This window comes from Bradyrhizobium sp. URHC0002, assembly GCF_054059515.1.
In genome coordinates this window covers 4872104-4887993 of record NZ_JBSSCF010000001.1, presented here as the reverse complement: position 1 = coordinate 4887993, position 15890 = coordinate 4872104, and the positions used below count along the sequence as shown (strand labels likewise).

Annotated in this window: 17 protein-coding genes; 5 read left to right on the top strand and 12 right to left on the bottom strand. The window is 64.4% G+C overall.

Annotated features, from left to right (window positions below; translation table 11 throughout):
* Positions 1-44: 44 nt before the first annotated feature.
* The 5 genes from ACVWVY_RS23740 to ACVWVY_RS23720 all read right to left on the bottom strand — a co-directional run bounded on the left by ACVWVY_RS23740 (position 45) and on the right by ACVWVY_RS23720 (position 5452).
* On the bottom strand, positions 45-311 hold the full coding sequence (locus ACVWVY_RS23740) for an EscU/YscU/HrcU family type III secretion system export apparatus switch protein (RefSeq protein WP_456628647.1): 267 nt from the start codon (positions 309-311) through the stop codon (positions 45-47).
* On the bottom strand, positions 308-1909 hold the full coding sequence (fliK, locus tag ACVWVY_RS23735; RefSeq protein WP_456628646.1) for a flagellar hook-length control protein FliK: 1602 nt from the start codon (positions 1907-1909) through the stop codon (positions 308-310). The genes ACVWVY_RS23740 and fliK overlap by 4 nt, the downstream gene beginning before the upstream one ends.
* A 98-nt stretch (positions 1910-2007) precedes the next feature.
* Complete coding sequence (locus ACVWVY_RS23730) at positions 2008-2781, bottom strand: ATP12 family chaperone protein (RefSeq protein WP_456628645.1); 774 nt, start codon at positions 2779-2781, stop codon at positions 2008-2010.
* Positions 2782-2926: 145 nt separating this feature from the next.
* Positions 2927-4153 carry an amidohydrolase family protein gene (locus tag ACVWVY_RS23725; protein WP_456628644.1) on the bottom strand — a complete coding sequence of 409 codons (1227 nt, stop codon included), beginning with the start codon at positions 4151-4153 and terminating at the stop codon, positions 2927-2929.
* 102 nt (positions 4154-4255) lie between these two features.
* Positions 4256-5452: an RluA family pseudouridine synthase gene (locus ACVWVY_RS23720; protein ID WP_456628643.1), complete on the bottom strand. Its 1197-nt coding sequence runs from the start codon at positions 5450-5452 to the stop codon at positions 4256-4258.
* A 91-nt stretch (positions 5453-5543) separates the two neighbouring features.
* Here ACVWVY_RS23720 and ACVWVY_RS23715 point away from each other — a divergent pair, with 91 nt between their 5' ends.
* A complete protein-coding gene (locus ACVWVY_RS23715) occupies positions 5544-5714 on the top strand; it encodes a hypothetical protein (RefSeq protein WP_456628642.1) in 171 nt (56 codons plus the stop codon).
* A gap of 55 nt (positions 5715-5769) precedes the next feature.
* Here the strand turns inward: ACVWVY_RS23715 and ACVWVY_RS23710 are convergent, their stop codons facing one another.
* The 4 genes from ACVWVY_RS23710 to ACVWVY_RS23695 all read right to left on the bottom strand — a co-directional run bounded on the left by ACVWVY_RS23710 (position 5770) and on the right by ACVWVY_RS23695 (position 9663).
* A complete protein-coding gene (locus ACVWVY_RS23710; protein WP_456628641.1) occupies positions 5770-6483 on the bottom strand; it encodes a tetratricopeptide repeat protein in 714 nt (237 codons plus the stop codon).
* Positions 6480-7814, bottom strand: coding sequence for a replication-associated recombination protein A (locus ACVWVY_RS23705; RefSeq protein ID WP_456628640.1), 1335 nt, complete (start codon positions 7812-7814; stop codon positions 6480-6482). The genes ACVWVY_RS23710 and ACVWVY_RS23705 overlap by 4 nt, the downstream gene beginning before the upstream one ends.
* Entirely contained in the window at positions 7811-9205 is a 1395-nt protein-coding gene (locus ACVWVY_RS23700; protein WP_456628639.1) for a Do family serine endopeptidase, read from the bottom strand. The genes ACVWVY_RS23705 and ACVWVY_RS23700 overlap by 4 nt, the downstream gene beginning before the upstream one ends.
* A gap of 80 nt (positions 9206-9285) precedes the next feature.
* Positions 9286-9663, bottom strand: a complete 378-nt coding sequence (locus ACVWVY_RS23695) for a winged helix-turn-helix transcriptional regulator (RefSeq protein ID WP_456628638.1) — start codon at positions 9661-9663, stop codon at positions 9286-9288.
* Positions 9664-9782: 119 nt separating this feature from the next.
* Between ACVWVY_RS23695 and ACVWVY_RS23690 the strand changes: the two genes are divergently transcribed.
* From ACVWVY_RS23690 to ACVWVY_RS23675, 4 genes are all read left to right on the top strand, one after another.
* The gene (locus ACVWVY_RS23690; RefSeq protein ID WP_456628637.1) at positions 9783-10796 is read left to right on the top strand and encodes a zinc-binding alcohol dehydrogenase family protein; all 1014 of its coding nucleotides are present in this window, start codon (positions 9783-9785) and stop codon (positions 10794-10796) included.
* Positions 10797-10954: 158 nt separating this feature from the next.
* A complete protein-coding gene (locus tag ACVWVY_RS23685) occupies positions 10955-11932 on the top strand; it encodes a Bug family tripartite tricarboxylate transporter substrate binding protein (RefSeq protein WP_456628636.1) in 978 nt (325 codons plus the stop codon).
* 7 nt (positions 11933-11939) lie between these two features.
* Positions 11940-13433: an amidase gene (locus ACVWVY_RS23680; protein ID WP_456628635.1), complete on the top strand. Its 1494-nt coding sequence runs from the start codon at positions 11940-11942 to the stop codon at positions 13431-13433.
* Between the two features lie 378 nt (positions 13434-13811).
* Positions 13812-14222: a hypothetical protein gene (locus tag ACVWVY_RS23675; protein ID WP_456628634.1), complete on the top strand. Its 411-nt coding sequence runs from the start codon at positions 13812-13814 to the stop codon at positions 14220-14222.
* 63 nt (positions 14223-14285) lie between these two features.
* Here ACVWVY_RS23675 and ACVWVY_RS23670 read toward each other — a convergent pair whose 3' ends face one another.
* From ACVWVY_RS23670 to ACVWVY_RS23660, 3 genes are all read right to left on the bottom strand, one after another.
* Positions 14286-14627 (bottom strand): DUF1236 domain-containing protein, encoded by a 342-nt coding sequence (locus tag ACVWVY_RS23670; protein WP_456628633.1) that lies wholly within the window; start codon positions 14625-14627, stop codon positions 14286-14288.
* Positions 14628-14773: 146 nt separating this feature from the next.
* Entirely contained in the window at positions 14774-15070 is a 297-nt protein-coding gene (locus ACVWVY_RS23665) for a DUF1330 domain-containing protein (protein ID WP_456628632.1), read from the bottom strand.
* A gap of 8 nt (positions 15071-15078) precedes the next feature.
* Positions 15079-15873, bottom strand: a complete 795-nt coding sequence (locus ACVWVY_RS23660; protein WP_456628631.1) for an SDR family NAD(P)-dependent oxidoreductase — start codon at positions 15871-15873, stop codon at positions 15079-15081.
* Positions 15874-15890 lie beyond the last annotated feature (17 nt).

The window sequence follows — 15890 nt, the reverse complement described above, 5'->3', positions numbered from 1 at the left end:
CCCGGTGCAGGCAGGCGGTCCGCTCGCGCGAAAGGCTCTCGCTATCAGCGGATCCGACCCGACAGCCGCAGCACGAAGATCAAGACTTCAGCGACCGCCTTGTAGAGTTCCGGCGGAATTTCGTCGCCGATCTCGACATGGGACAAGGCGCCCGCCAGCACCTCGTTCTCCTCGATCGGGATGTCATGTTCCCGGGCGAGCTCGACGATCCTGGCACCGATGACGCCCTTGCCCTTGGCGACGACCCGCGGGGCGCCGGTCTTGTCATAGTGCAGCGCGACCGCGAGCTTGTTCCTGGTCTCGACGCTCATAGCGCGCGGTCCAGAAAGTGACCGGCGCGGGCGGCGGGTGCGGGCTGCGGCGGAGCGCCGTCGCGGATCACGATGTCGCCGGGCTGCAATTCGGCCCGGCTGAGTGCCTGGCTCAGGTCCGATGCGCCGGCGCGCAGTTGCGCTGCGGTGGCAGACCGTTCCGCCCAGATCCGCACCGAGGTCTTGTCGCCGGTGAGCGATATCAGCGCGTGAACTGGCCCTGCCGGCTCGACGTCGAGCGAAAATCGCGCCCGCCACACCCGCTTGGCGGCCTCGACTTCCTGTTCGCCGCCATCGCGGGAAATCTCGAACTGCGCCATCGCCGTGCCCTGCGGCGTCGCGAAGGGGATTTCAAAATTCCAGCGCGGCACATTCATATCGGCCTTCGGCGCCGAAGTGTCGATGCGGTCCGGCAGGGACGCCACCTGCAGCAGGGTTTGCCGTGCGATGGCGGCATCGGTGTCATCGAGCAGATGATGCGCGGTCGTCTCGAGCGACGCATGCGGCGCAATCGTCGGCGATGCAATCGGCTGGGCGGCCGGCAGCGCGCCGCGCACGGGCGGCGGCGGCGTGTTGGTGTGGAAGGTCATGTCCGCGCCACGAACGTCTTTCGGCGTGGCGGCTGCGCGCACCGGGTTGCCAAGCTCCTGCAGCGCTTCCTGCAGCAGGTTCATGGTCGCACCGGCCGAAGGTCCGGCGTCGAGCGCAGCCGCAAGCGGATTGCGGGCGGCCTGGCCGGCCAGCGCGAGATTTTCGGCGACCACCAACCGTGCCTGCGGCAGCAGGATTTCCTGGACGTCGAGATTGGGAGACGAAGACGGCGCAAGGCTCGGGGCGATGGCCGGTGGCGGTGCGGCTTGCTGTGCTCCTGCCGGTGCCGCCGGCGTCGCGACCGTCGAATTGACGCCAAGTGCCGACTGCAGCGTCTGGCGAAGCACGATCAGGGCGGCCTTGAGATCGGGAACGCCGCTCGCGGGGACCGAACCTGCCGCCAGCGACGCCTCGAGAAAAATTCCGGACTTCTGGAACGCGGTCTTGATGTCGCCGCCGCCGAGGTTTTGATCGAGGCTGGTCTGTTGCGCCAGCACCTGCGCGATCGCCGCTTGCAGCTTCGGCGGCAGGTTGCTGGAGGAAACCGCGGCACCCAGATTGGCAAACAACGGCGCCAGGCTGTCCTGTTCGGTGACCGCGGCTTGCGCGGCTGCGGAGACGGCGACCCGCTCCAGCGGCGTCAGCATGTTCTTCGGCGACACGATGGCCGGCCGATTGACGGCCGCATCGGCCAGCGCATCGGGTGACAGTGTCACGGCATCGGCCGCGGCTCCCGCCGCATCGCCGCCCTGCCCGACCATGGCGAGGCGAATGCCGTCCTTGGTCTGCACGACCGCAAGCTGCAGGTTCTGGCCCTGCTGCAACGGAATTTCCGAGGCCACGTCGATCGAGAGGCTGGCGATCGCGATCCGCACCAGATCGGCGGACAGCACTTTCAGGACCTGTGCGGTGACCACGCTCCCCGGCTGCAGCACGAGTTCGGGCGCCACGCCCCCAACCTCTTGGGCTGCAAGCACCGGGAGAACGGGATTGATTGATATCGCCATATCTGAGGTCTCGGCCGGGCTAGAGGCTAACCCGACGGCGTAAACCTCTCGTTAACCGGCGGCTGTGCCTGCGGCCAAAGTGTTCGAAGCGGCCACGCTTAGGCCTTCACGGCCTCCAGAATGGCCACCGCGGCGCGGAAATCGATGAACCTGGCCGCGCGACGGGCCGCGACCTCCTCATCGACACCCCATTTCTCGACGTTCCAGTCATCATCGACGTGGGCGGCCGCCCAGACCTCGTCGGAATCGAGGGCTCCGCGCACCAGCGCCAGCGCCAGCAGCGCCGAGCCTGTCAGCGTCGTCACCACATGCAGCGCCGCCACCGACCATGGATCGGCGGGAAAGAGGGCGCGCGCCGCCTTGATCGCCTGCTCCGGCTGGGTCACATGCACGATCCCCTCGGACAGGATGAAATGAGCGCCGAGGTCATTTGCCGCCCAGGCCAGCACCGGGTCCCAATACGCGGCCTCCCGCGCGACCAGCGCCTCGGGATGGCCGGCGCGATAGAACAGCAAATCCGAGCCGAGATATTTTGCGACATCCTCGGCCACGGCATCGACGCGGTCGGTGACCTCGGCGACGCTGTTGGCAAAGCGCGTCAGCGGCATGGTCAGGGGATCGATGGTCTCGCCTTGCGCATTCCATTCCGCGGCGATCGCTTCCGCGATGGCGCTGACCGGCGCCACGACATGGCGGCCGGAAGGCGTGCGGATCGGCTTGCCGTCGAGCGTGACGGCAAACCCGCCATCTGCCGCGGCCGTGCCGGCCGCCTTGTAGAAGCGCTTGCGCTGGGGCGTGCGCGTGGCGCGGCGCACCGCCTCCTCCGGATCGAGCGGCGAATGTCCGGCGACTTCATCGAATAGTTCACGCATCTCGTGTTCGGCTTCCCGCAGGCGGCGATAAATTCAGGTCGGACAATACGATAATGGTGGATGCAAATAAAGCCGATGAGGAAGTTGCGGCGACATCCTGCGATGCTGGTTCCGGCGGCAACCGCGGATACCGGTTCCGCCGACGTCAGGGTTTTTGATAGATTACGTTGCCGGCGCGGATCGTGTAGGCGACCTTGGCGAGTTTGGTGACATCGGTCGTGGGATCGCCGTCGAGCACCACGACATCGGCGTCAAACCCCTTCTCGACCCGGCCCTTCCTGGCGGCCTTGAAATATTGCGCGGGGTTGGTCGTCAGCGACGCCAGGATCTGGCGTTCCGACAGCGCGCGATGCATCAGCTCGTACTCGAGCGTGGTGTCGTAATAGGTGGTGAAGCCGACATCGGTGCCGAATAGGACCGGACCGCCATTGTCGGAGAACGCCTTGACCTGGTTGACGGTCGTAGCAACGAGACGCGCAGCGATGTCAGGTCCGACGGGCAGTTTTGCAAACAGCGACAGCGTCGGAATCAGGGCAATGCCCTGCTGCTTGAATCGCGCGAGCTGCTCCGGCGAATAGACCGGTTCACCGGCCACCGTGTGAGCCATGATGTCGACGCCGGCCGAGATCACGGCATCCACGCCCGCCATGTTTTGCGGATGGGCGAACACCGGCTTGCCCGCGGCATGCGCCACATCAACGGCCGCCTTGGCGATGGCCGGATCCATGTTCACGACCGGCTTGCCGGAGCCCTTGAAGGAGCCGGTGAACAGTTTCATGCCGTCGAGACCAAAGCCCATATAGGCGCGCGCCAGTTGCGCGGCTTCGTCCGGCGTGGCGGCTTCGGGGAGTTGCATCTCCGGCGGCAGATAGGCGGGATGGCCGTCCCTGGGGAAGATGCTGCCGGCCAGATGGATAGCCGGGCCCGGCACCTCGCCGGAATCGACGCGCCGGCGCAACGGCATGGTATTGCGTGCGTCGGAGCCCACGTCCCATACGGCGGTGAAACCCCACCGTGTCAACATCGCCTGCATGTGCTCGGCCATCGGTGCGGCAGGTGCCGAGCCGGCATTGTTCCATTCCGCTTGCGTGAAATGGACGTGGCTGTTCCAGAAGCCGGCCACCACCGTCTTGCCGGTGCAATCAATGACGCGCGCATCGGACGGAAGCTGCACCTCGCTGCGGCTGCCGATCGCGGCAATGACGCCGTTGGCCGTGACGACGACGGCGTCGTCGAGCGCCGTGGCGTCAGGCGACGCGTAGACCTTGCCGCCCACGAGGGCGAGGGTCTGCGCATTGGCCGGGCCACTTGCGCCGGCAGCTCCGATCAGAACGAAAAAGCAAAACGCGAGGCGGACCAGATTTCCGTTCATGCGCGGCATCCCTGAAGTTACTGGCGGCCGGATGTTAGAGACCGCCTGGACCGCGCAATATCAAATCAGCGTGTTTGCCGTTTGACAGTTGTTGCGCCCACCTCACTCCTCCGGCGCGTTCTCGATCGGATCGAACCGGTCATGCTCAAGCCCCAGCAAATTCCAGGATTGCAGCATGTGCGGCGGCAGCGGCGCGCTGGCATCGATGACGCCGCCGCGCGGATGCGGGATCACGATCCGCCGCGCCAATAGATGCAAGCGGTTCTGCAGGCCGCCCGGCAGCTGCCAGTTCTCCTTGTTGAAATATTTGGGATCGCCGACAATGGCGTGGTCGATATGCGCCATATGGGCGCGCAATTGATGGGTTCGTCCGGTGACCGGCTTCAGCGATACCCAGGCGAGTTTTTGGGCGGAGGTCTCGACCACGGCGTAATAAGTCACCGCGTGGCTCGCGCCCTCGTCGCCGTGTTTTGCCACCCGCATGATGCTGTCGTCCTCGTTCTCCTCCTTGGCGAGGTAGGTCGAGATGCGGCCCTGCTTCGGCTTCGGCACGCCGGCCACCAGCGCCCAGTAGATTTTGCGCGCCGAGCGATGGCGGAACGAGCCGGTCAAAGCGGTGGCGGCAAAGCGGGTTTTTGCAATCAGCAGACAGCCCGACGTTTCCCGGTCCAGCCGGTGCACCAGCCGCGGCTTCTGCCCCTTGGCGTCACGCATCACTTCCAGCATGTCGTCGACATTTCGCGTGATGCCGGAGCCGCCCTGCACGGCGAGCCCCGCCGGCTTGTTCAACACCATGACATCGGCATCCTCAAAGAGGATCATGTCCTTGATGGCTTGCAGCGTCTTGGTTGCAGCTTCCGAGAGCTGGCCCACACCCTTCGGCGTATCGAGCTTGAGCGGCGGAATGCGAACGCTCTGGCCTTCCTCCAGCCGATCCTTGCTGTCGGCGCGCTTGCCGTTGACGCGCAGCTCGCCCTTCCGGACGATGCGCTGGATGTGAGAGAACGAAAGCCCCGGAAAGCGCGCCTCGAGGAAACGGTCGACGCGCATGTTGTTCTCGTCCGCGGTGACGACGACGGTCTGAACCTTGGTCGGAAGCGGCGGCGGCTCGGGCGCAATCTTCTCCGGCTCAGGCACAAAAGGCTTCGCCGCACGCGGCGGCGAAGCCGGAAACCGCGCCGGCGGCTTGCCGCCCGGACGGGACGACTGCGGCCGCTCGGCTGCCGAGCCCCGATAGGGCCGCGCACCCTTCGGGCGATCGCCCGCCGGGCGGAGAGGTTTTTTGACGCGTCGGCTCATGGTTGCTGCGGCTCCGGATTGAGCGGTTGCGTAGCGCAAATACGGCGGATCGTCACGGTGAATTCGGCACCAAATCGCGGCCGGATCGGTCATGTTTGGCAAAACACGCAAGAACCAGGGAGCGTTCGGGATGGCATCATCGAAGTCGGCTCTGGCTGTTCTTGCGGTCATGATCACCACAATGGCATCGGCCCCATTCAAACTCTACGTGATGCTGCCGCAGCACAGCCACATGTCGAAGATCTGTTCTCAACACCGCTGAGACGTGCCTGACCGACCAAATCCTGGATTTCGTCAGAGACGGAAAATAGTGGGCACTATTTGCACTGCGCCACGCTTCTCACCGCCGTCAGGTCGCTGATGGAATTGTTCGACGGCCGCTTTTTGGCGGCCTCCTCCGCCGCAACGCAGGCCGCGGCCGGGTCTCCGTTCTGAAATCTCGCCCAGGCGAGATTGGTCCAGGCATCGCTGAAGTCAGGGGTCTCCTTGACCGCCTGGTCCAGCACCTCCTGCGCATCGCGCGGCCGCTTCGCGATCAACAGCATGCGGCCATAGTCGGCCTTGAGTGCCTTCACCGGATTAGGCTGCTTGAGCGCGATCTTGAACAGTTCGTCGGCGGCATCGAAATCACTGAAGCGAGCTTGGGCAATCACCGCAAACCCATGATAGACGCTGCTCTGTTCAGGTGAAACGAGAAAGGCCTGATTAAACCGGAGCGCGGCTTCCCGCACCTTGCCGGCCTGTATCGCTATCCAGGCGCGCTTGGTTGCTTCTTCAAAAGCCTTTTCGCGCGACCCGGTGGCGCCGATCATGGCGCTGACGAACTTCTCATCCTCGGCCTTCTGCTCCGCAGTCTTGGCCGCAAATCCGAAGAACGGCTGCTCGTTGACCGGCGCCGTGTAGGTCCGCTTCGTCACTTGCACGCCCGGCGTCACCTCGACGGTCTCCGCGGCGGCGGGAAGCGCCGACACCAGCGTCACGAAAGCGACAGCCCGAACGGTCTGTTTGAGATAGTTCTTGAACCTGCTCATTCGCGCTCACGTTCCCTTCGCAACTTCGCCCAGTAATCCAGCCGCTTGCGGATCTCGCGTTCAAACCCGCGATCCGGCGGATCGTAGAAGGTTTGCCGCCCCAGCGCTTCCGGAAAGTAATCCTGCCCGGAGAAGGCGTCCGGCGCGTCGTGGTCGTATTCGTAGCCGGAACCATAACCTTCGGACTTCATCAGCTTGGTCGGCGAATTGAGAATATGTTTTGGCGGCAGCAGCGAACCGCCCTCCTTTGCCGTACGCATCGCAGCGCCAAAGGCCTTGTAGGCGGCGTTCGATTTCGGCGCGGTGGCGAGATAGATCACGGCCTGCGCGATCGCAAGTTCGCCCTCGGGAGACCCAAGAAAATCGAAGGCGTCCTTGGCGGCGTTGCAGATCACCAGCGCCTGCGGATCGGCAAGACCGATGTCCTCGACGGCCATGCGCACGACGCGCCGCGCCAGGAACAGCGGGTCCTCGCCGGCATCCAGCATGCGCGCGAGGTAATACAGCGCGGCATCCGGATCGGAGCCGCGCACCGATTTATGCAGCGCCGAGATCAGGTTGTAGTGGCCGTCGGCGGATTTGTCGTAGATCGGCGCGCGGCGCTGCAGAATTTCCTGCAACTGCGCGGCGTTGAAGCTCTCGCCCTTGCGCGCGGCGCGCCAGACCTCTTCGGCCAGCGTCAGCGAAGCGCGACCGTCGCCATCGGCCATCCGCACCAGCACGGCGCGCGCCTCGGCATCGAGCGGCAGTTTTCGGCCTTCGACCTTCTCGGCATGCGCAAACAGTTTTTCGATCGCGGCGGCATCGAGCGAGTGAAACACCAGCACCCGCGCCCGCGACAGCAACGCGGCGTTCAGTTCGAACGACGGATTTTCCGTGGTGGCGCCGACCAGCACCACGGTGCCGTCTTCCATCACGGGCAGAAACGAATCCTGCTGGGCGCGGTTGAAGCGATGCACCTCGTCGACGAACAGCAGCGTGCCCCTGCCCATCTCGCGCCGGGCGCGCGCCGCATCGAACACCTTCTTGAGGTCGGCGACACCGGAAAACACCGCGGAAATCTGCTCGAAATGCAGTTCGGTGGCATCAGCCAGCAAGCGCGCCACGGTGGTCTTGCCGGTCCCGGGCGGTCCCCAGAACACCAGCGAGCCCAGCGTGCGCGTCTCCAGCATGCGCGTCAGCGCGCCGTCGGGACCCAGGATATGATCCTGGCCCACGACATCCGACAGCGACTGCGGGCGCAATCGATCGGGCAACGGACGCGGCGCATCCTGCTCCATCCCCGCCGCGGCAAAGAGATTGGTCGCCTCGCGGGGTTGCTTGGGGCTCATCCGCCCAGCGTCACGTTGATCTGCTGGCCGCCGCGCACCACGACGATGCGCCAGAGCCTGGACCCCGCTTTCGAGGCCTTGTCGAGATCGCTGGTCTTGGCGATCTTCTGGTTGTTGACGGCAAGGATGATGTCGCCCTTTTGGAATCCGACGCTGGCCGCTGTGCCACCGTCGACGAGATCGACCACCACCACGCCCTCGGTCTGGGAATCCAGATGCAGTTCGTCAGCGACCGCCGGCGAGATATTGGCGACCTTGGCGCCCTGGAACGGCGAGCGCGCGGTGAGCTCGATTTCATCGCGGTTGGTGTCGGGCGCGGTTTCCAGCGGCACCGTCAGCTTGACGGTCTTGCCGGCGCGCTGCACGTCGATCTGCGCGGAGCCACCAAGCTGGCGGGTGGCGAAGCGGTAGTCGAACGCGTTGGGATCGTCGATGGTCTGGCCTTCGATCGCGATGATCAGATCGGACGGTTTCACCCCAGCGCGCGCCGCCGGACTGTTGGGCGCGACATTGGCAACCAGCGCGCCGTTCGGCAGTTTCAGTCCCATCGTCTCCGCGATCTCAGGTGTCACTGCCTGCAGTTTTGCGCCCAGCCACGGCCGCTTGACGGCCTTGCCGCCGCCCTTGGCCGACGCCACCACCACGCGCACCATGTTGGACGGAATCGCAAAGCCAATGCCCTGCGAGCCGCCGGAGCGCGAGAAGATCGCGGTATTGATGCCGGCGAGCTTGCCGGTCATGTCGACCAGCGCGCCGCCGGAATTACCGGGATTGATCGCAGCATCGGTCTGGATGAAGAACTGGTAGTCGGTGATGCCGACTTGCGTCCGCGCCAGCGCCGAGACGATGCCGTGGGTCACGGTCTGGCCGACGCCGAAGGGATTGCCGATCGCGAGCACGACGTCGCCGACCAGCAGTTCGTCGGAATTTGCAAAGTCGAGGGTCGCGAACTTCTCCCTTCCGTCCTTCACGCGCAACACGGCCAGATCGGTGCGGCTGTCCTTGAGCACGATCTCGGCTTCGAATTCGCGCTTGTCGGCCAGCGAAATCTTGACCTGGTCGGCGCCCTCGATGACGTGGTTGTTGGTGACGACGAGGCCGGAAGCATCGACCATCACGCCCGATCCGAGCGAGCGCTGCATCTGCTCGGGCTGCTGGCCGGGCACGCCGAAGAAGCGGCGGAACAGCGGATCATCCAGCAGCGGATTGCGGTTCTGCACGGTCTTGGCGGCATAGACGTTCACCACCGCCGGCTGCGCGCGCTGCACGATCGGCGCGTAGGACAGCCGCAGCTCGGCGCCCGAGGACGGCACGCGCCGGTCCTGCGCCAGCGCAGGCGTTGCAACGACTGCGGAGATCAGCAGCAGGGCGAAGGAGCGGATCAAATTCATGCGAAATCCTGGAATTTGGCGCCTCACATATAGATGCGAGGCGGCAGCGAGAGAAGATGAAGTGGTCACAATAGCGGCAGCTATGCCGCGCGATCGGGCGTTGCGACGGCGTCGGGCGTCGGCGCACAGGATAGCCGTTCCTGATGGCCCTCGCCCCACGCCCGCAGCGTCTCGATCACGGGCCGCAGGCTCTCGCCGATGTCCGACAACGTGTATTCGACCCGCGGCGGCACCTCGGCATAGACCTTGCGGATCACGAGCCTGTCGTCCTCGAGCGCCCGTAGCTGCTTGGTCAGCATCCGCTGGGTAATCCCGGGCATCCGCCGCCGCAACTCCCCGAACCGCTGGGTACCGGCCTGCAGGTGGAACAGGATGACACCCTTCCACTTGCCGTCGATCAGGTCGAGCGTGGCCTCGACAGCGCAGCCCGGCCGATGGGCAAAATTCCGCCGTTTCATGAGCACTTTTCCAATAGTATCCAAACAGGGACTAGTTCCCCAAATTTACAGTACTTGCCAAGTGGATGCCAGCGCGACAGTTAGGCAAGCAACCCTTTCAAGCAAGGAGGAGGCACGACATGAAGGCCGTCGGGTACAAAAAATCGCTCCCCATCGAGGACGCAGATTCGCTGATCGATTTCGAAACCGCCAAGCCGGAACCGAAGGGCCGCGACATCAGGGTTGCCGTCAAGGCGATCTCGGCCAACCCGGTCGACTACAAGGTCCGCAAGCGCGCGGCCCCGCCCGAGGGCGAAACCAAAATCCTGGGCTATGACGCGACCGGCATCGTCGATGCCGTCGGTCCCGACGTGACCCTGTTCAAGGCGGGCGACGAAGTGTTTTACGCCGGCTCCATCCTGCGCCAGGGCACCAACGCGGAATTTCATCTGGTCGATGAGCGGATCGTCGGCCGCAAGCCGAAGTCGCTGTCATCAGCGCAGGCTGCGGCACTGCCGCTGACCTCGATCACCGCATGGGAATTGCTGTTCGACCGGCTCGGCGCCGTGCCGGGCAAGAGCGTCGATCCGCGCACGCTCCTGATTACCGGCGGCGCCGGCGGGGTCGGCTCGATCCTGATCCAGCTTGCGCGCCGCCTCACCGGGTTGACGGTGGTTGCCACCGCCACGCGCCCGGAATCGCAGAAATGGTGCCTCGATCTCGGCGCGCATGCCGTGATCGACCATTCCCGACCGATGAAGGAGCAGATCGAGAAGCTGAAAATACCGCCGGTAGGTCTTGTCGCGAGCCTCACCTTCACCGACCAGCATTACAAGGCGATCGCGGATTTCATCGCGCCGCAAGGCAGGTTCGGCCTGATCGACGATCCCCCGGAATTCACCGTCAGTGCCTTCAAAGGCAAGGCGGTGTCGATCCATTGGGAATCGATGTTCACGCGCTCGTCGTTTCAGACGGCTGATATGATCGCGCAGCATCATCTGCTCAACGATGTGGCAGACCTGATCGACAAGGGCGTGCTGCGCACCACGCTCGACCAGACTTTTGGGACAATCAACGCGGCCAATCTGAAGCGGGCGCACGCGTTGCTAGAGTCCGGCAAATCGCGGGGCAAGATCGTGCTGGAGGGATGGTAGCAGCCCAACAACCCTGTTGTTGGGCTGCTAGCGCCCAACAACAGGGTTGATCGGGACGTCGATTCAAGGGACGTTGTTCCATCGATCCGGGATGGCTGTCGCCGAAAACCCCGGCGCGAATTGCCGGGGAACACGGAAGACAGGAGACTTGCTTCGACATGATACGGATGTTTCTGACGGCCGCGATAGCGTCGGCCTGCGTGGTGGGCTGTGCTTCGATCGCCACGGCGCAAGCGAACTACCCCGAAAAACCGCTGCAGTTGATCGTGCCCTTTCCAGCCGGCGGGGCCTCCGATGTCGTCGGACGCATCGTTGCCGGCGAGCTCGAGACGCGCCTGGGCAAGCCTGTGATCGTACTCAATCGCCCCGGCGGCGGCACCACGATCGCCGCCAAGGAGGTCGCCATCGCGGCTCCCGATGGATACACCCTGTTCTCCAGCTCGAATTCGACCTTCACCTTGCAGAATGCGGTGAAGGAGAACGTGCCGTATGACAGCGCGAAGGATTTCGAGCCGATCGCCCAGACCGGCACCATAACGATGGTGCTGGTCACCCATCGCGACAATCCGATCAAGGACGTTGCTGGGCTGGTTGCGGCGGCCAAGGCCAATCCAGACAAGCTATCGCTGGCTTCTTTTGGCGTGGCGACCATATCGCATTTCGCCGGCGAGCTCTTCAAATCGAGTGCCGGCATCAAGATGGTGCACCTGCCCTACAGGGGCAGCGCGCCGGCGATGAACGACCTGATGGGCAAGCACATCGAGTATCACGTCGATACCGTGATCGCGATCAGGCCGCAGATCGAAGCCGGCACGGTTCGCCCGCTGGCAGTGTTCTCCGCCAAGCGCTCGCAGTTCCTTCCCGACGTTCCGACGCTCGCCGAACTCGGTTATCCCAATATCGACCTTGTCTCCTGGGGTACCGTGGTCGTGCCCAAGGGAGTCCCTCCGGCCATTCGCGACCGGCTGACCTCGGTGCTGGAAGAGGCGATCGCCAGCCCTTCGGTGATCGAGCGTTTCCAGAAGGTCGGGTACGAAGCCGCCTTCAAGCGCTATTCGGACTGGCCGGGATTCATCGCCAAGGAAACCGCCGAGATGAAGGAACTGGCCCGCCAGGGCGGGATCAAGGAAGAGTAATCCTGACATGACCGAGCCGTGCGACCTGCCCGCGGTAACGGCGCGGGCGCTGATCGGCGAGCGCAAGCTTTCGCCGGTCGAACTCATGGACAGTTGCATCCGGCGGATCGAGGAGGTCGATCCTGCCGTCAACGCAGTGATCGCGCGCTCGTTCGAGACGGCGCGCGGGGCGGCGCAGGCGAGCGAGGCTGCCGTGATGCGCGGCGATAGCCTCGGCGCGCTGCACGGGCTTCCGCTCGGGGTCAAGGACCTGATCGACGCCAAGGGGCTGCCGACGAGTTTTGGCAGCGTGCTGTTCGCGGACAACATCGCGGCCGAGGATGAAGCAATCGTCGCGATGCTCAAGCGCGCTGGCGCTATCGTCGTCGGCAAGACCAACGTCCCCGAATGGGGCGCGGGCGGCAACACCCGCAACGCGCTTCATGGCGCCACCGGCAACCCGTTCGACCCTGATCGTTCCGCCGCCGGCTCGTCCGGCGGATCGGCGGTCGCGCTCGCCACCGGCATGGTGCCGCTGGCGACCGGTTCGGATACCGGCGGATCGGTCAGGAACCCCGCCGCGTTTTGCGGTGTCGTCGGATTCCGCCCCTCGCCCGGGTTAGTCGCCAGCAACAGCCGCAACATGGCCTGGCTGCAGATCTCGCAGCTCGGGCCGATGGCAAGAACCGTATCCGACGCCTGCCTGATGCTTTCCTGCATGCTGGATCGCGACGCGCGCGATCCGCTGTCGGCGATCCTGCATGCCGGCGGAACGCCCGCGCGCGAGACCTACCGCGATCCGCCACGGACCGACCTCGCCACTTTGCGGATCGCAGCGACATCCGATTTCGGATTTGCGCCGACCGAGCGCGCCATCGCCGAGACGTTCCGGAAGAAGCTCGCGACATTCGGATCGGCATTCCGCAGCCTCGAATGGACCCATCCAGACTGCAGCCATGCCGACGAGGTATTCCGGGTGTTGCGCGCCGTCGCATTTCTGGGGCGTCACCGTGAGCTTGCGGAAAAGTATCCGGACAAGGTAGGTCCCAATATCCGCGACAACGTCGCCGAGGGACTCGGCTATTCCGCGCTCGACGTGGCGCGCGCGCTCTCGCTGCAGACCGCGCTCTACCGGAGCTGGCAACAATTCTTTGGCGAATATGATTTTGTTATTGCGCCGACGGTCACGATCAGCCCGCGGCCGTGGTCGGAGCTCTATCCGGCCACGATCGACGGCACGCCGACAAAAAGCTATTTCCACTGGTTGGCGCTGGCCTATGCGGTGACCAATGCTGGACACCCGGTGGTGGCGATACCGGCCGGCCGCGACGGCGCCGGATTGCCGTTCGGCATCCAGATCATCGGCCCGCGCGGCGGCGATGTCGCGACGCTTGCCGTCGCCCGCGAGATCGAGGCGCTCCTTGCCGCCAATCCGGAGACGGCCCGCCCCGTCCCCGATCTCGCCTGGCTGCGCCGTCAGCCGCCGATGGCCTCCCGGCCCGGTTTTCTGGATTTCGACTGAGGCCGCAAAGCGAGCTCGACCGCTTCCTGCTTCCCCTCAACCCGCACTGGCACGGCAACGAGAGCGCCGTCGTCCGCCAGCTCCGCGTCCGGGTGCCCGGCTAGAGACCGGCCAGAGCCATCCGGCCGCCGGCGGTTCGAGCGGAGCGTGCGATTTCGCCGCAGTTGGAAAGGGTACAGATTCACGGAGCCTTGAGTTCCAAAACGGGAGGAAATTGACGATCCTTACGGTCGGAACGGCCGCGTACGTCCGCGCCGTCCCTGGCACTTGTTCATGAAAGTTAAATCTGCGGGTGAAGCCGTTCGGAACCGGCACCTCTAGCAACGAACTTCACCCCAATGTGTTGAACAGATATTGGTTTCAGGAAAGGAGTGGTCCATGAGGAAGGCACCTTTGGCTCTGGCCGCTGCGGCGGTCCTCGGCTTGACGGCGGTAGCGGCACCTTCGCCGGCGCATGCCTGGCGCGGAGGGGGCTGGGGCTGGGGCGGGGCTCTGGCTGGCGGATTGATCGCGGGCGCGGTAATCGGCGGCATCGCTTCGAACGCTTACGCCTATGGTCCGGGCTACGGATATTACGACGGCTATGCGCCGGGATATGGTTATGGCGGCGGATACGCCCCGGCCTACTACGGCGGCTATTACGGCGGTGGCTACGGCGGCGGTTACGCGCCAGCTTACTATGGCGGCGGGTACGGCTCCTACTATGGCGGCCCCTATGTTCGCCGCGTGTATCGTTCGTACGCCTACTATCCGCGGCGGTATTACGGCGGCTACTATCGACGCTGGTGATTTGGCTAAATGAAAAAGGGCCGCCTCTACTGGCGGCCCTTTTTTGAAGTCGTGGAGATCGCGTCAGTCGACCTCATGCACTACCGTGCGGGTGGCGGGATCAACCAGCATCACGCGGTTGCCTGAATAGACGTAGCGATACTTCGTCACCGACGGACCCCAATCCGAGGGCACTGCCGTGAGTTCGACGTCGGTTGGCACCTTGGCGCCAACGACGATTCTTTCGCGGGTTTCGACCGGGCGGATCTTCTGCTCGGTCACATAGCTCTTGATGCGGGTGCGATATTCCGGCTCGATCCGAACCGTCGCGCCTGCGGTGCCGGTCGTCGTCTCGACCGTGGTCTGCGCGTTGGCCATCGTCGCAACCAGCGACGCTGCCGCCGCAATCATGAATAACTTCTTCATCTGGTTCCTCCTCAACCGCATCAGCGCGGCTGCGGGAAAAACAGATTTTCCGCGCTCTTGTTCCGAGAAGAATTCAGCACCGCAACGCGTCGGAATGCGCAAAGATATCACCTGACGCTAAGCTCGCTCGGCGTTCCATTGTAAGCTCACATCGGCGCGACACCCTCAACGAAGATCAGCCGTCGATCCAGTGCAGTCCGCCGCACTTTCAGCGCCTCGGCGTATTCGGGCGAGTCGTACCATTCGCGCAAACGTTCCATCGTCGGAAATTCGACGACGATGATGGTCTTCGGCGGTGGGCCGCCTTCGATCACGCTTGCGGCGCCGCCGCGCACCAGATAGCGGCCGCCATATTGCGCGATCGCCTTCGCGGCGATGGTGCGGTAGGCCTCGAAACCTGCGACGTCGCGCACATCGACTTCGGAAATAACATAGGCCGACATTTCTCACCTCACGCGATGGTCTGGATGATGCCGCCCTCGACCCGAAGCGCCGCGCCGTTGGTCACGGAGGCCTCCTTCGAACTGACATAGACCACCATGTTGGCGATCTCTTCGACGCTGGCGAACCGCTCCAGCAGCGATGTCGGGCGGTGCTGCTTGACGAAGCGCGCCGCCGCCTCCTCCACCGACTGGCCGTTCTGCTTCGCGAGGTCTCTGACGAATGTTTCCACGCCCTCCGACATGGTCGGGCCCGGCAGCACCGAATTGACCGTCACCGCGGTGCCACGGGTCATCTCCGCAAGCCCGCGCGACACCGAAAGCTGCGCGGTCTTGGTCATGCCGTAGTGGATCATTTCCTTCGGAATACTGAGAGCCGATTCGGAGGAGATGAAGACAATGCGGCCCCAGTTGCGTTTCAGCATCCCCGGCATGTAGGCCCGCGACAGCCGCACGCCGGACATCACATTGACCTCGTAGAAGCGGGTCCAATCTTCGTCAGGAATGTCGAAAAACCCCTTCGGCTCGAAGATGCCTGCATTGTTGATCAGGACATCGACGTCCGTCAGGGCCGTGGTCAACGCCTTGCATCCAACCGCTGTCGAGACATCGGCGGCGGCGCCGCGAACCTTGGCGCCCGGCACCCCTTTGGCAATCGCGGCGACCGCGGCATCGACCTTGCCCTGCGTGCGACCATTGACGACTACCGTTGCGCCCGCCGCGGCAAGTCCGCTGGCGATGGCGTGCCCGATGCCGGAGGTCGAGCCCGTCACCAGCGCCGTTTTGCCCGAAAGGTCGATTTTCATGAGATATCTCCATCATT

Excerpts from the sequence above, each read along its gene's own strand:
- ACVWVY_RS23690 (WP_456628637.1), top strand. The coding sequence starts at position 9,783 with ATGAAGGCCGTCGGGTACAAAAAATCGCTCCCCATCGAGGACGCAGAT.
- ACVWVY_RS23725 (WP_456628644.1), bottom strand. The coding sequence starts at position 4,153 with ATGAACGGAAATCTGGTCCGCCTCGCGTTTTGCTTTTTCGTTCTGATC.
- ACVWVY_RS23705 (WP_456628640.1), bottom strand. The coding sequence starts at position 7,814 with ATGAGCCCCAAGCAACCCCGCGAGGCGACCAATCTCTTTGCCGCGGCG.
- ACVWVY_RS23660 (WP_456628631.1), bottom strand. The coding sequence starts at position 15,873 with ATGAAAATCGACCTTTCGGGCAAAACGGCGCTGGTGACGGGCTCGACC.
- ACVWVY_RS23675 (WP_456628634.1), top strand. The coding sequence starts at position 13,812 with ATGAGGAAGGCACCTTTGGCTCTGGCCGCTGCGGCGGTCCTCGGCTTG.
- ACVWVY_RS23720 (WP_456628643.1), bottom strand. The coding sequence starts at position 5,452 with ATGAGCCGACGCGTCAAAAAACCTCTCCGCCCGGCGGGCGATCGCCCG.
- ACVWVY_RS23730 (WP_456628645.1), bottom strand. The coding sequence starts at position 2,781 with ATGCGTGAACTATTCGATGAAGTCGCCGGACATTCGCCGCTCGATCCG.
- fliK (WP_456628646.1), bottom strand. The coding sequence starts at position 1,909 with ATGGCGATATCAATCAATCCCGTTCTCCCGGTGCTTGCAGCCCAAGAG.
- ACVWVY_RS23670 (WP_456628633.1), bottom strand. The coding sequence starts at position 14,627 with ATGAAGAAGTTATTCATGATTGCGGCGGCAGCGTCGCTGGTTGCGACG.
- ACVWVY_RS23710 (WP_456628641.1), bottom strand. The coding sequence starts at position 6,483 with ATGAGCAGGTTCAAGAACTATCTCAAACAGACCGTTCGGGCTGTCGCT.
- ACVWVY_RS23740 (WP_456628647.1), bottom strand. The coding sequence starts at position 311 with ATGAGCGTCGAGACCAGGAACAAGCTCGCGGTCGCGCTGCACTATGAC.
- ACVWVY_RS23665 (WP_456628632.1), bottom strand. The coding sequence starts at position 15,070 with ATGTCGGCCTATGTTATTTCCGAAGTCGATGTGCGCGACGTCGCAGGT.
- ACVWVY_RS23715 (WP_456628642.1), top strand. The coding sequence starts at position 5,544 with ATGTTTGGCAAAACACGCAAGAACCAGGGAGCGTTCGGGATGGCATCA.
- ACVWVY_RS23695 (WP_456628638.1), bottom strand. The coding sequence starts at position 9,663 with ATGAAACGGCGGAATTTTGCCCATCGGCCGGGCTGCGCTGTCGAGGCC.
- ACVWVY_RS23700 (WP_456628639.1), bottom strand. The coding sequence starts at position 9,205 with ATGAATTTGATCCGCTCCTTCGCCCTGCTGCTGATCTCCGCAGTCGTT.
- ACVWVY_RS23680 (WP_456628635.1), top strand. The coding sequence starts at position 11,940 with ATGACCGAGCCGTGCGACCTGCCCGCGGTAACGGCGCGGGCGCTGATC.
- ACVWVY_RS23685 (WP_456628636.1), top strand. The coding sequence starts at position 10,955 with ATGATACGGATGTTTCTGACGGCCGCGATAGCGTCGGCCTGCGTGGTG.